Below are 14,133 nucleotides of genomic sequence, written 5' to 3'. Positions count from 1 at the left end.
TCTATTAATAGCCATCTAATGGCCGTCCATTATTTGAGCCAAAGCCTGCAATGCCCGGTATTGAGCTGTGCGAACAGCAGCTTGTGTTTTCCCTACCAGCTTTGCTGTCTCAGCTACTGAATAACCTTTGATAATTCTTAAATCAAGGATGGCACGCTGGTCTTCGCTTAATTTCGCTAAAGCCTCTTCAATTTGCAAACGCTGGGCAATAGCATTTTGCTGGTCCAAACCTGCCGTTTCTTGCGGGTTTATTCCATCAAAATTGACCGGTATACCCCGGCGTTTCTTTTGACGCCATCGGTCTCGCAAAATATTCAGGGCAACGGTCTTGATAAAACCCATGAAATTATCACGGGGAGCCTGATGCTCTTGTAAATAAGTCAGAGTTTTAACATAGGTTTCCTGGGTAATATCCTCCGCCTCCTCACGGTTTTGCACTTTATAATATATAAAACGATACAGCGGTTCCCACGTGGCTAGGCAGATCTGATCAATCGCTTTAAGGTCGCCTTTTTTAGCCTTTTTTAGTTCCTCAACAACAGTCACAAGTTTTTGCACCTTCTTTCCCGGCCGGTTGTTTACACCAATCACAACGATTAAGTTATACTAAATGTTACATAAAAAATCTTGGTATTTATTACCCAGTTTAAAACCTCAGGATGAACATCCCCGCCCGACTTCACTAAAGAGAATCTATAACAAAAAAACTACGTTCAACAAGAAAAGCGCGCTCAATCAGTTCCCATAGCGCGCGCTTTTCAGTATTCCTTAACCCTTGCAAAAGCAGTAAGGGGACACACCTTTTGAAGGCATATCCCCATGGTCATTTTGTTATTGATTTCTTTCTTTCACCTTTAGCCATTCGTCCCTGGCCAGGAAGCTTTCTTCCACGTTGCTTTCCATTTCAAGAAACATCTTATAAGGGACGCTGAAGGAAAGAATGTCCTTATCCACCTGTTTGCGGGCGGATATGTCTATCAGGCCGATGACCCCCCGCGGGTTATCCGACTTCCCTTCATTAAGAGGGATGATACCAATGCTGTGACAACCGGCACACCAGGGGACGATAACGTTCTCGCCACCGTGTCTGGCATAGTTGGCCAGTACCGCCAGGGCTGAGATCTGATCCGTAGTGGCAAGAAAAACCACCACTTGCGGTGACTCACCGGGTAATAGTTTTTCCAACGGCTTAAATACCACGTACTTAGTGGGTACATCATAATAGGGAAGCCCGTCGGCAAAGGACCTGGCAAATTCCGGGTTTTTTTTGTACGCTTCGCCATGGCTCAAAGCGGGCATATTTTTTACAATGTTTCTACCCATTTCACTTTCGCAAAATTCTTTGTTGCCATGAGATAGGAAATATTCAATACCCCCAGGGATATTGGTGAATGTGTTACCAAAGCCGAGACCGACGCCGCCACCGCCGCAACCGTAGGTATTACGGTCGAAAACCGCTGCCCGCCCCTTTGCCGCCGCATTGAGCATCGACACGACACAGCCCCAGCGACCTTCCTTGAACTGGAGCGCCCCTGCGGGTTTTTCATCGGTAAACATAATGGCCACGGGAGAATACCTCAGACCAACAGCCTCCGCTATCTTACTCTTCATATTTATCACTCCTTAATTTTTTCAGTAAAGCCAACAATGTTTCTTTCTCTTTTGCGGATAAATTTGAAGCCATTTCGGCGTTAGCCTCATGCGATAAGCGGGAAACGGTATGTTCCATTTCCCTGCCAGCTTCAGTCAGGCAGATCATAAAAACCCGCCTGTCTTCCGGGTGGAGCCTGCGATTGACCAATCCCTGGTTTTCCAGGCGGTCGATGATGCCGCTGGTGGTAGTGCGGTCCATCTCCAAGGCTGTTCCCAACTGGATTTGAGACTGTCCGCCATTTTTCCATAGAAAAGCCAACACCGCGAACTGAGGTGGAGTAAGGTTGTATGGTAATAATTTTTCTCGAAAGATGTGGAAAGCTTTCTGGTGGCATTTGGCAATAAGAAACCCAAGACTATCTTTAATGTCAAAGCCATCGCTTTTTTTATCGCTCAAATAACTCAAAATGCCCCCTTTTTTGTTTTTGTAATTATATCATTATTAGGACTGTTTGCATACTGACTATTAATGTTATTTTTTACTTATATAATGGCCGCAAATTAACTACAAAGTCCTTGCAACTACTCCCGTTTCCCGTCAATAAATCTTTGGAGCTTGATCTAACTCCCTGGCTTTTTAAGCCTGTTACAGCTTCCTCGCCGGGAGAATCCGGATAATCACCAATAAGGAGGACACCCGGCGCCGGGAATCGCTTCCCGTTCAAAGGCATAAAAAATACCAACGGTTTCCGAACAGTAATATTCGTTAACCATTGGTAAATTATTGATTGACCCGCCAACAGCAAATGGGCTCGCTATCTCAAAAGTAAGTTATACCTCCGGCTTGATCTCGTTAACCGCCGCTAAGACTCCCGCCTCTACAGGCGGGAGTTAAGCGGCGATAAACTCGAAATAAGTGCGACTAAGGTTCAGGTGGGGTCAAAACCCCACCTGAACCAAGTCTTCTTTATTAGCCGGATACAATCAATATTTCCGGTTATAAGATGGGAAATTTATGTTAAAAGTCGTTCCCCTCCCCAATTGACTCGTGACATCTATGCTGCCGCCTTGTAACTGAACCAGCTTTTTCACAATCACCAACCCCAGGCCGCTCCCTTTTTCCTGCAGGTAACCGCCGCGCTGGTTCTTCACCTGGTAAAACCTGTCCCAAATGTGCGGCAGGTCTTCGGGGGCTATACCAATACCATCATCCTCAATGGTCAGTACCACTTCACCCTGGCGGACCTCCACCCCAACCCTGACGGTACCGTTCTCTGTGGCCCGGACAGCATTCTTCAGCAAGTTCCTGATAATCTGTTCCATTCGGTCAACATCACCGAGCACAACCGCGTTTTCTGTATTCTTCTCAAACAGAACCGAGGTATTCTTGCTGCCGGCCATTGCCTCCATGGATATGACCACACCTTGGGCCAGGGTGATTAAGTCCATCGGGAGTTTTTCCACGGTGATATTGCCGCTTTCCAGGCGGCTTAACGCCAATATGTCATCTACCAGCCTGGTGATATGAATCGTTTGAGTGTAAATCGTATCCAAGTACCTGTTCAGCAAAGCTTCATCCTGCACCATACCGTCGCGGATAGCCTCAACAAATCCCTGAACAGCAGTCAGAGGGGTACGTAACTCATGCGATATCTCTGCAAACAACTGGGCTCTTTCTTCTTCCATCCTGCGGCTTTCGGCATGCATCTCCTGCAGTCTCATCGCCAATTGGCTGAGCTGGCCGGCAAGGGCTTTAATTTCCTCCAGAGGCCGCTCCCCGGCGCTCAAAACATAATTCCCCCGGTTAAGCTCCGCCACGGTGGTAGCCAAACGGGAAATCGGCCTGGATATGGATAGGGCCAGATAAGCGGAAATAAACATAAAAATCACCAGTATGGCCATTCCCCCGATAACCAGATACAAACGCATTTTGTTTAAAGCATGGTCGAGATTAACCGGATTCGTTTCCAGCAGGATGCCGTTTTCAATGACGTCTTTGTTGCCGTTGTTACCCATGGGGACAACGGCGGCAAAAATGAGCTGACCTGTTTCCTGATCAACCGCCCGGGCAAGCGCGGTTTCACCCTTGTTGAGCAATTTGACGAATTTTGCATCCACCTGGCTACCGGGCACCACTTCCTGCTCCGCTGAGGTGTCCATAATATTTCCTTGCCTGTCAAAGACCGTAATCCTGGCTTCGAAGATATCGGCCAAAAATTGCAACATTTCCTGTCTACCCTGAGCCTGATCATTTGTTTGCCCGGCAGGTGGCGTCCCCCATGCCTGGTCCTTTTGCTGGAGCAAGGCAAAGTTTACCCGCTTGGCCTCGCGTAACAGCTCCTGTTGGACCTGATCATAGGCTATTTGTTTCACTACATAGCCGGAAAACATCGTCAGGGCAATCAGACCGAAAACAAAGGTTATCATATTGGTAAACAGTATCCTGGTGTGAATATTTTTGTTGAATTGCTCCCGCAGTAAGCGCTTGAGCATAAGGAAGAGCCTTCCTGCAGCACGGCTTACCCAATGAAGCCTTTCTCTGCCCTGTTGGAGATAAGAATTCACAATGTGGTCTCTCCCTCCTTGACAGGAGGTGTAAACTGGTATCCCACACCCCAGACAGTTGTCAGGTATTCATGGGGCAAGGGCGCCAGCTTTGTCCTCAGCCTGCGAATATGTACATCCACCGTACGCTGGTCACCGAAGTAATCATACCCCCAGACAGCCGTTAACAGTTCTTGCCTGGTAAAAACCCGCCGGGGATTCTGAGCCAGGTAATAGAGCAAATCGAATTCTCTGGGAGTAACTTCTGTTTCTTTGCCGTCAACCAAAACACTTCTGATATCGGCTTGAATTTCCAGTCCCGGGTATTTCATTTTCCAGTTCGTTGACGTATCAACCGGCTGGGTACGACGCAGTACCGCTTTTATTCTGGCTACCAGTTCCCTGGGGCTGAAAGGCTTGGCAACATAGTCATCAGCTCCCATTTCCAGTCCCAGAACACGGTCCGCTTCTTCTCCTTTGGCTGTAAGCATAATGATGGGAATCATGCGGATCTCCCTTAAATTGCGACATAGCGTAAGCCCGTCCTTACCCGGAAGCATGATGTCCAGTATTACCACATCAGGATTCTCCCGGTCGAATGCGGGCAGGACCAGATCACCGTTGTTTATCCCGATGATTTCAAAACCTTCCCTTTCACCGTACAACTTGATAAGTTCCAATACGGTTTGGTCGTCATCAACTACCAAAACCTTACCCAGATACGGCATTATTTTCCTCCTCAGCGATCTTTCAATTTTATTCGAGGCCGGGTGAACAAGCTCACATTGCTCACCCGGCGTCTTCTTGATTTCCCGTACCCATATGCCAAGTTTGCCCGGCCCCACCGGAAGCTGAATAGGCTAGACAACAAACAACCCGCCAGAGAAGCGGGTATGTTGGACAGCAGCCGGTTAAACAATCGATGGAGGAGTTATATTCAGCATATCATCTAGCAACTTAATTTAACATATAAAATTGATGGTTATAAAGGATATATCATGCCAAACTGCCAAGAACAACTGTTACCTTTTTGAGCTTCACGCTTGTTACTCATGCCCGGAAATTTCAAAAACCCTTCCTTATTATAGGCAATTATACCGGAGGGATGTTAACTGGCTTTTAACAAACCTTTACAATATATTACGAAAATATTACTAAGTGTTAATGGCTGCTTTGAGAAATTTTAACTCTTGCAACATTTATTAATATTCTCGAAAAATATTTTAAATATCTCGCAAAAGTTGGCTAATATTTCACTGGTATAATTATCTGCGAAGTAAACTTTCTTATTTATCATAGCCCCGTAGGATAATCCCGGGACTTGCAATAAGTTCATCATTAAGGAGATGAGTTCCTCTTTGAATAAGCGGATTTTAATTGCCGACGATTATAAACACATACGAGCAATGCTCAAAGATATTCTGACAGAAAATGGTTATGAAGTTGTTGGTGAGGCTGCTAACGGTTTAATGGCCTTGACGAAATGCATAGAGCTTAAGCCGGATTTGGTAACAATGGACATAACTATGCCTGGGACTAATGGAATCGAGACCATAAAGGCCGTTCTTGCCAATAGCCCCAACATTAAAATTATTATAGTCAGCGCTATGATCATGCAAGAATATGTACTGGAAGTCCTTCAGGCCGGGGCAAAGGATTTCATTGGCAAGCCGTTTACAGAAGAGCGGTTATTACAAGCTGTTGAAAGTGCATTATCCACAGGCTGATAACAAAAGGGTATTGAAAAACATTGACTATAGCGCTCTGATAAGGTTTTTGCAACTATAAATCGTATGCTCATCATAGTCATTGCCTTATTTGAACAATCCGGTAAAATCAAGGGTTGCAAAATAATCTGCAGGTGTTTCTGCCCGGCGGATCAGCTCGGTGCTGCCGTCCTCTTTAAGCAGAACTTCAGCGGAGCGCAGCTTCCCATTATAGTTGTATCCCATGGAAAAGCCATGCGCGCCGGTGTCGTGTATGACCAGCAAGTCGCCGATTTGGATTTGGGGCAGCAAACGGTCGATGGCAAATTTGTCATTGTTTTCGCACAGTCCACCTGTAATATCATATTTGTGCTCACAAGGATTGTTTTCCTTGCCCATAACTGTGATGTGATGATATGCGCCATATATCGCGGGGCGCATCAAATCTGCAGCACAGGCGTCAAGGCCGATATAGTCCTTGTAAATATGCTTTTCATGGATGGCAGTGGCGACAAGGCAACCGTACGGACCTAACATAAATCTGCCCAGCTCGGTGTATATCGCAACGTCATCCATACCTGCGGGGACAAGTACTTCATCATACACCCGTCTTACACCCGCACCGATGGCCATTATATCAACGGGCTCCTGCCCGGGTTGATAAGGTATGCCGATGCCACCCGATAGATTGATAAACGAGATATGTGCACCCGTTGCATGGTTCAATTCTACCGCAGCTTCAAACAAAAGCTTTGCCAGCACCGGGTAATATTCTTGCGAGGTGGTGTTGCTGGCTAAAAATGCGTGCAGGCCAAAATGTTTAACACCCAATCTTTGCAGCGTGTTAAATCCCTCAATTAACTGCCTGTGGGTAAAGCCGTATTTGGCCTCGCCAGGGTTGTCCATAATATCGTTACTGATTAGGAACTTACCGCCAGGATTATAACGGCAGCAGATAGTCTCCGGCATGTCTGCAACCTTGTTAAAGCAGTCTATGTGGGTGATATCGTCGAAGTTAATAATGGCGTTTAACCTATGCGCAAGCATGAAATCCTCAGGCGGCGTCATATTTGAGGAGAACATCATTTCATTGCCCTCAAAACCTACAGCCTCGGACAGCATTAACTCGGTAAGCGAGGAGCAATCCACCCCGCAGCCCTCTTCTTCCAGAATTTTAAGGATGGCAGGGTTTGGCGTAGCTTTGACCGCAAAATATTCCTTAAAGCCTTTATTCCACTCAAATGCCTGCTTTAATCTGCGTGCATTTTTCCTGATCCCTTTTTCATCATACAAATGAAATGGTGTAGGATATTTTTTGGTAATCTCCTGCAACTGCTCGAAATTTACGAACGTTTTTTTCATGAGCCCCATTATTTTCCCTTCCTCATCTCGATAAGTTTTATTTCATTTTTCAAAGAATCCTTGAATAGATCAATCAGGTTTTTCTTTTTTGAATATAAACAGGTTAAATTATTACCGTCCATGATATCGCCTGTCAGAACATTTTTCAATACATAAATAAAATGGAAGCAGCATCCATCTATAAAATCTAATGTTAATTATAAATGTCTTAATGGTTAGATGATTAAAGACGTTTTCAGGTATATGTGTTTGGTTTTAGCATAGGGGCAACAAATCTTCTTTTATTAATCTGAACTTTTAACTATGTAATTTTAGACATGAGTTTACATGAATTAGACACGTTTTTGCATGAAGTCAACAAAAGTTATGGATCATAAAACCCAGATATGCTAATTTTTTTACACATGGACCAGGGCTATTCTATAACTGTAGGAGAACCCCTAACTTGGTGTCTTTTTATTTGACAATCAGCACATGAAACCAATCGAAAAAGCAAATCCATCGAAAATGTTCTTAATTAAATGGGCTTGAAAGGAGGGAGTATATTAGGCCTTTAAAAATAAAGATAGCACAAGAATTATAGTTTCTAATTATTACAAGGAGGCTGAGGAATTGAGAAAAAAACCTTTATTTATTATTGTTTACTTTTTATTTACGCTTCTTTTTATTGCCGCCATACCAGCGCAAGCCGCTGCCCCATCGATAGTGTTAAATGGACAAATACTGCAATGCGATACTCCACCAATGGTTGAGGACGGCAACACTCTGGTGCCGATGCGGGCTGTTTTCGAAGGCCTGGGGGCACAGCTAAACTGGGACAACCCTACTAAGACAGTTACGGCTGCCACCTATAATACCAATACCACTGTCCAACTGGTTATCGGTGGAGATGTTAAGGTTAACGGCCAAAAATTGAATACTACCGCTCAGGCCAAGATTTACAACAGCATCACCATGATCCCCCTGCCTTTGGTGAGTGAAACACTGGGAGCTGCAGCTAATTGGAACCCGGATAACCAGGTTGTCACCATTACCTCTGCTGAAACAACAACACCGGTTTACCCCCCGATTGTAATCGAAACCCCAGGCGACACAGCAGTGGAAGAACAGGAAGGCATTGAAGAGGACTCAACTGCAGATGAGCAGGAAGGCACCGAAGAGGACTCAACTGCAGATGAACAGGAAGGCACCGAAGAGGACTTAACTGCAGATGAAGATGAGGATGCAAACGGCGAAGACGAATCAGCTAACAACACTTCCTTTTCAGCATACCTGAATGAATTGGAAAACAGGTTTATACCTGAAAAAGCGGCAGGCTTCTCCGCTACCTATCAGTTTGTGCTCACCGGAGACAATGAAGAAAATTACTACATTATCATCGATAACGGCCAGCTTATGACGGGAGAAGGAACTGCCGGCGCACCGGACGTTACCGTTACGATAAACGAACAGCTCTGGCTGGATATAGTATCCGGTAAGGAAGACGCCATGGATGCTTACTTAGATAATAAATTCACCGTGAACGGCGACCCGTCTCTTATTATGAAACTTAAAGAATACATTAAATAGTTGGCTGATTAACATTAAACACAGCTCATAACGGTATAAAACATTTTAAAAAATCCCGAACTGTAAACAGGTTTGGGATTTTTTATTGTTAAGCGTATTGTATGGCAAGCACTTTTTTTACAAAAGCCAACAACACTAATCGCTTTTTGTGTGTTCTCATTTTTGATATAGTTGTGCTAAGTAATGAGTTTTGGTCTACGAAAGAATCTGTTTTACAAATAAGTACTTAAATAGATTTAAATATTAATATATTTTTACACATAATTAATAGAAAAATGGTAGTATTTTAAACTATCTATGGTATCATTTGGTTTGCCCGGGCAAAAAACCACATTTGAGGGGAGCGGTTTTTCCGTGTTTTTTAACAGGAATATTAAACACATAGCTGCGGCAATTGCAACATTTGCCATTTCCGCAACTATATTTTGCAGCCCTGCCCTGGCTATGACAAATAACAATGTACAGTTAAAGTTCAACTCTAATGGCAAGTTCAAAATAGTGCAGTTCACCGATATTCAACAAGATAAGGATATAGACCAAAGGACTATACAGCTTATGGAAAAAGTGCTTGACGAAGAAAAACCTGATTTTGTTATGGTCACAGGGGATAACCTAACCGGCGACTGTAGTACGCCTGAGTCAGTCAGTCAGGCCGTCTATAATATCGCCCAGCCGATGGAAAAGAGAGCCATAAACTGGGCCGTTACTTTCGGGAACCACGATGAGGAAGCAGCCGAGAAGACCGGGCTAAATGAGGAGGACATGCTTAAAATATACATGTCTTACAACCACAATGTTAATCAGCCCGGGGTGAAAAACATCACCGGAACCGGCAACATGAATCTTCTTATAAGGGATTCAAAAAACAAGAAGGCTGCCTTCAACCTCTGGCTACTTGACTCCGGAAGATACGCGCCTGAAGAAATCGCCGGCCAGGACTTCAAGGGTTATCCTGATTGGGATTGGCTTCGCTTTGACCAGGTAAGGTGGTATTATGAAACTTCAGAGAAGTTAGAGCAACAATACGGCTATAAAGTTCCTTCAATCATGTTCATGCATATCCCTCTCTGGGAGTACAGGTTTATGTGGTATGCCAGTGTCGACGGTAGAAGTGCTGATAACCATAGCTATGCCGTTACTAAACACAGTATAGTTGGAGAGAGAAACGAAGACGAGTGCCCCGGCCCGTTCAATAGCGGCTTGTTTGCGGCCATGCTGGAGAGGGGAGACGTCAAAGGCGTGTTTGTGGGCCATGACCATGTAAATGACTATGTGGGCAATTATTACGGCATATTGCTTGGCTATTCAGCCAGCACCGGGTTTGACACTTATGGGCTTGACGGTAATGAAAAGGATAGGTTGCGCGGCGCCCGGATATTCAACCTCGACGAAAATGTAAACGGTGCCTTAGTTGAAACCCACATGGTTTTTGCTAAAGACTATGGTATCCAATGATTATCGTCTAAATATAAATTTTGGACTGGAGTGATTTGAAGGCCGTATTCAAAAAATAAGCTAATCGATATAGACGCAGAAAAACCCGGGGATTCCCGGGTTTTTCATTATAAAGTGTGCCCGGCATGGGCGACAGCTTGGTGGTGAAAGTCCGCTGTGAGGCCTGGCAGTAGCAGCCACTAGCCGAACAGCAAGGGTGTCCGTCGCGAGGCGGGGTCTGAAAGAAGCTGTAAGTGAAACAGTTCATATAAATCCGGTAAATATGCATTTCCCTTTTGCATTTATAAAGGAAAGAAAATAAAAATCTGAATTATTTCAAACCGGGATAAGCATAATAAGTCTAAATTTTTTGGCCGTTGGAAGATAAGATGGCAGCGGGTGCCAAAATTTACAGATACAGAGGTTATTATGGCAATATCCGTTAAAGACTTACCCCAAAACTTAGACATTACCCTGAAACATAACTTTAAAGACCTGTGCGAGTTGGCCCGGGAAATGCAGGGGGTAATTAAAGCCAATAGGCCCTGTGAGGAAATATTTGAACAGTTCACCAAAATTAAAAATACAATAGATTACATAGAAAGCTTAATTCTCACAAGCCAATTAAAAAACTGCTTCTTGCCCGATATTCCTTACATGAAGGAGCTGTTTAAAGCTATACAACATTTGAGCATAAAAGGCTATGGTGCCTTAATTGCCATTCAGCGAGAAGACGACATAAAAGAAGTAATAGATGTAACACACATTGGGGTGCAGCTTGATGCCAAGCTATCCAACCGTTTGTTGGAAAGTATCTTTTATCCCGGCTCCCCCTTACATGATGGCGCAGTGGTGATTAAAGGGGACAGAATTTTTTCCGCCGGATGTGTTTTGCCGCTTTCTAAAAAGGTGGTTCCCGAAAAAAAACTGGGCACCAGGCACATGGCTGCGCTTGGTCTCAGTGAAATATGCGATGCAGTTATCTTTGTGGTTTCTGAAGAAACAAGAAAAATCACAATAGCTTTTAAAGGAGAGCTATTTACTAATATTCATAAAGGCAAGCATTTGCATTTTTGAGGAAAGGTACTTATTAATAGTAATGATATAACTGCAGCGGAATCGACTGTATTAATACTCAAAAAAAGTGGAAGGCCATTGGCGGCCTTCCATTTTCCCATCGTCATCTTAATTGATCACATTTACTTACTAATAACTAAATTTTCACCTGTTATTTGGACTTTAACGCCTAATTCATTGACTAGTACGCTTAACGTGATCATGGCAGGGCGTTTTCACCCTATAATTGTTTCCGCTAAAAGCTGCACAGGATGCTTTACCCGGTATTCCAGCTTGAATTCCCTCTGCCCGTAACCAAGTTGTATCAGGCAGGCAGGACACCCGGCAGTTACATATTGGGCGCCGGTTTGCTTGATGTGATTTATTTTCCTGGCCAAAATCCTGCGGGCCATATCCTGATGTTTAAAAGCAAACGACCCCGCCGCTCCACAGCACCAGTCGGCTTCCGGCATGGCAACGTATTCCAGCCCGTGTATAGCTTGCAGGATTTGCTTTGGCTGGCGGGAAACCCTTTGCCCCCTGTTCAAGTGGCATGATTCATGGTAGGTTACCCTTCTCCCGTCCAGCGCCCTTTCACCCGCTTTTAATCCTACAATGTCAACCAAAAATTCATTGATATCGCAAACCTTTTTTGAAAAGGCTGCGGCATCTCCAGCGATATTATCAGCCCCCTCAAAAAGATTATTATAATCCTTTAAAGCATGACCGCAGCTTCCACAATCAGTCACTATATAATCAACCAAGTAGGCCTTAAAAAGTTCAATATTTTTTCGGGCTAATTTTCTGCTCTCCTGCAGGTCGCCGGAAACCCTGTGGGGCAACCCGCAGCAAACGGCCTGCGGTAAAAGCACCACATTACAATCATGATAATTTAAAACTTTAACCACGTCCCGGGCAATATCAGGGAAAAAAGCGCCGGTAAGGCAGCCCACAAAGTAGCCCACGCGGTAATTGCCTTTTTGTTCGCCGGGCTTATTGTCGTACAGGCTTTTTATTGACCCTTTTGGCATATCAGGAAGTATCTTTACTTTTTCTTTTAAATGAAGCGGCAGCAAATTGGTAGTGCCAACTTGCCGGTTAAAATGCAGTAAAGTCATTACTTTTCTAAAGTTTTGCGGTTTGGCAAGTATTTTTTTGAGAACCACTCTATCTGCAAAGGACAAACCTTCTTTTTGAATGATTTGCACCTTAAGCATATTTATCAGATCGGCAACCTTTATGCGTGGAGGACATACTTCCAAGCATGCATTACAGCCCAAGCATAAATCGTAATATAATTTAAGTTTTTCGCTCAGACCCAATGCACCCTCAATGTACTCTCTGGCCAGGCGAACCCTTCCCCTGGCCACCATGGGTTCCCGTTTAGTCGCTGCGTAAGTGGGGCATACAGTAGTGCAGCGGCCGCACCGTATGCAGTTATCCGTTTGGGAATACATGTCCTTAAGCATTTGTTCTGTATCTTTCATGCCCATCCCCCTTAAAATGCTTTGCCGGGGTTCAAAATGTTATTAGGGTCGAATGCTTTTTTTATGCCCGCCATCAACTCCAATGCTTTATCACCATGCTGTAATTTTGCTAAATGCCTTTTTACCATACCCACACCATGTTCCCCGGTGATGGTGCCGCCAAGTTTTAATGCTTCACGGTAAATTTCATCTTTAATTTTTTTAGCCTTTTCCAGTTCGGCGGTTCCCGGATTGATGCAGATATGCGGATGAGCGTTGCCGTCTCCAGCATGCCCAAAGGTAGGCAGCAGCATATCGTATTTTTTTGCAATGGCCTGTACTTGACGAATCATTTCCGGCAGCCGGCTGCGGGGGACAGTGGCATCCTCCGGAATCACCACGGGCCGATACGCTGACAGGGCGGCGAAACCGGACTTCCTGCCCGCCCAAATGGACTCTTCCTCCGCCCTGGTGCCGGCTATCCTTATTTCCCCGGCCCGGCAGGACATACAAACATTTTTTACGGTAACAACCTGGCTTTCCACGTCCGCCTTGCTGCCGTCCACCTCTATAAGTAATATAGCTTCTGCATCTGTGGGATAACCGGCATCCATGTAATTTTGAATTAACTGCACGCTCGTCTTATCAAGCAACTCCAGCATGGAGGGAATAACCTTACTGCGCAATATTTCCGTTACCGCGATGGAGGCATCATCAAGGGATGCAAACGTACATAACACAGTTTTCCTCGCCTCGGGCAGGGGTAATAATTTAACCCCGATTTCCGTAAATACCCCCAATGTCCCCTCGGAACCCACCAACAGTTGGGTCAAGTTATACCCGCTAACATCCTTGACAAATTTGCCCCCCGTTCTAAGTATCGATCCGTCGGCAATGATGGTTTCCAAGCTCAGAACGTAATCACGTGTAGTGCCGTATTTAACAGCCCGGGGTCCTCCCGCGCCCGTAGCTACATTTCCGCCAATTGTAGACATGTTCAGACCCTGTGGGTCGGGTGGATAAAAAAGCCCTCTTTTTTCCACCTCGGCCTGTAGAACAGCCGTGACCACCCCCGGCTCACATACAACAATAAAGTTATCCTCATCAATTTCAATAATTTTGTCCATACCCAACATATCCAGAATTATTCCACCGGTCGTTGGAATCACCGCTCCACAGTTGCTGGTTGCCGCTCCCCGGGCGATCACAGGAACTTTTTTATTATTGGCTATTTTTAAAACCCGGGCAATATCCAATTTGCTTTCCGCCCTCACCACGATATCCGGCTTGCTTGTATATATGGAGCAGTCATAGGCATAACAAACCAGGTCCTCGGGCGCCGTGGTGACTTTATCCGTCCCAATGTCTGCCGCGATTTCCCGGGCCAATTCATCCGTTTTCAT

General features: G+C 44.9%; 12 protein-coding genes. 4 read left to right on the top strand and 8 right to left on the bottom strand.

Annotation, left to right across the window (positions count from 1 at the left end):
- Positions 1–15 precede the first annotated feature (15 nt).
- The 5 genes from BM056_RS03390 to BM056_RS03365 all read right to left on the bottom strand — a co-directional run bounded on the left by BM056_RS03390 (position 16) and on the right by BM056_RS03365 (position 4,865).
- The gene (locus BM056_RS03390; protein WP_092468723.1) at positions 16–546 is read right to left on the bottom strand and encodes an RNA polymerase sigma factor; all 531 of its coding nucleotides are present in this window, start codon (positions 544–546) and stop codon (positions 16–18) included.
- A 285-nt stretch (positions 547–831) separates the two neighbouring features.
- Positions 832–1,611: a DUF169 domain-containing protein gene (locus tag BM056_RS03385; protein WP_092468722.1), complete on the bottom strand. Its 780-nt coding sequence runs from the start codon at positions 1,609–1,611 to the stop codon at positions 832–834.
- Positions 1,601–2,050, bottom strand: coding sequence for a MarR family winged helix-turn-helix transcriptional regulator (locus tag BM056_RS03380; RefSeq protein ID WP_092468720.1), 450 nt, complete (start codon positions 2,048–2,050; stop codon positions 1,601–1,603). The genes BM056_RS03385 and BM056_RS03380 overlap by 11 nt, the downstream gene beginning before the upstream one ends.
- A 527-nt stretch (positions 2,051–2,577) precedes the next feature.
- Entirely contained in the window at positions 2,578–4,086 is a 1,509-nt protein-coding gene (locus BM056_RS03370) for a sensor histidine kinase (protein WP_238456284.1), read from the bottom strand.
- Between the two features lie 68 nt (positions 4,087–4,154).
- Complete coding sequence (locus BM056_RS03365) at positions 4,155–4,865, bottom strand: response regulator transcription factor (protein ID WP_092468715.1); 711 nt, start codon at positions 4,863–4,865, stop codon at positions 4,155–4,157.
- Positions 4,866–5,495: 630 nt separating this feature from the next.
- Here BM056_RS03365 and BM056_RS03360 point away from each other — a divergent pair.
- Positions 5,496–5,864, top strand: a complete 369-nt coding sequence (locus BM056_RS03360; RefSeq protein ID WP_092468713.1) for a response regulator — start codon at positions 5,496–5,498, stop codon at positions 5,862–5,864.
- Positions 5,865–5,951: 87 nt separating this feature from the next.
- Here the strand turns inward: BM056_RS03360 and BM056_RS03355 are convergent, their stop codons facing one another.
- Complete coding sequence (locus BM056_RS03355) at positions 5,952–7,205, bottom strand: diaminopimelate decarboxylase family protein (RefSeq protein ID WP_092469242.1); 1,254 nt, start codon at positions 7,203–7,205, stop codon at positions 5,952–5,954.
- A 612-nt stretch (positions 7,206–7,817) separates the two neighbouring features.
- Between BM056_RS03355 and BM056_RS03345 the strand changes: the two genes are divergently transcribed.
- The 3 genes from BM056_RS03345 (at position 7,818) to BM056_RS03335 (ending at position 11,285) form a co-directional block, all read left to right on the top strand.
- Complete coding sequence (locus tag BM056_RS03345; RefSeq protein ID WP_092468711.1) at positions 7,818–8,774, top strand: stalk domain-containing protein; 957 nt, start codon at positions 7,818–7,820, stop codon at positions 8,772–8,774.
- Positions 8,775–9,128: 354 nt separating this feature from the next.
- Positions 9,129–10,229, top strand: coding sequence for a metallophosphoesterase family protein (locus BM056_RS03340; protein WP_092469240.1), 1,101 nt, complete (start codon positions 9,129–9,131; stop codon positions 10,227–10,229).
- 378 nt (positions 10,230–10,607) lie between these two features.
- Positions 10,608–11,285 (top strand): diadenylate cyclase, encoded by a 678-nt coding sequence (locus tag BM056_RS03335; RefSeq protein ID WP_207648123.1) that lies wholly within the window; start codon positions 10,608–10,610, stop codon positions 11,283–11,285.
- A gap of 215 nt (positions 11,286–11,500) precedes the next feature.
- On the opposite strand, the gene BM056_RS03330 is transcribed toward BM056_RS03335, so the two are convergent.
- A complete protein-coding gene (locus BM056_RS03330; protein WP_165613352.1) occupies positions 11,501–12,751 on the bottom strand; it encodes a (Fe-S)-binding protein in 1,251 nt (416 codons plus the stop codon).
- Positions 12,752–12,762: 11 nt separating this feature from the next.
- Positions 12,763–14,133: an FAD-binding oxidoreductase gene (locus tag BM056_RS03325; RefSeq protein ID WP_092468707.1), complete on the bottom strand. Its 1,371-nt coding sequence runs from the start codon at positions 14,131–14,133 to the stop codon at positions 12,763–12,765.

Source organism: Desulfotruncus arcticus DSM 17038 (assembly GCF_900113335.1).
Classification (GTDB): domain Bacteria; phylum Bacillota; class Desulfotomaculia; order Desulfotomaculales; family Desulfallaceae; genus Desulfotruncus; species Desulfotruncus arcticus.
Note: the sequence above shows the minus strand (reverse complement) of the source record. Positions and strands in the feature narration are given on the sequence as shown.

Coding starts and splice junctions, on each gene's coding strand:
- BM056_RS03385 (WP_092468722.1), bottom strand. CDS start 1,611: ATGAAGAGTAAGATAGCGGAGGCTGTTGGTCTGAGGTATTCTCCCGTG.
- BM056_RS03370 (WP_238456284.1), bottom strand. CDS start 4,086: ATGCTCAAGCGCTTACTGCGGGAGCAATTCAACAAAAATATTCACACC.
- BM056_RS03365 (WP_092468715.1), bottom strand. CDS start 4,865: ATGCCGTATCTGGGTAAGGTTTTGGTAGTTGATGACGACCAAACCGTA.
- BM056_RS03355 (WP_092469242.1), bottom strand. CDS start 7,205: ATGAAAAAAACGTTCGTAAATTTCGAGCAGTTGCAGGAGATTACCAAA.
- BM056_RS03330 (WP_165613352.1), bottom strand. CDS start 12,751: ATGAAAGATACAGAACAAATGCTTAAGGACATGTATTCCCAAACGGAT.
- BM056_RS03325 (WP_092468707.1), bottom strand. CDS start 14,133: ATGAAAACGGATGAATTGGCCCGGGAAATCGCGGCAGACATTGGGACG.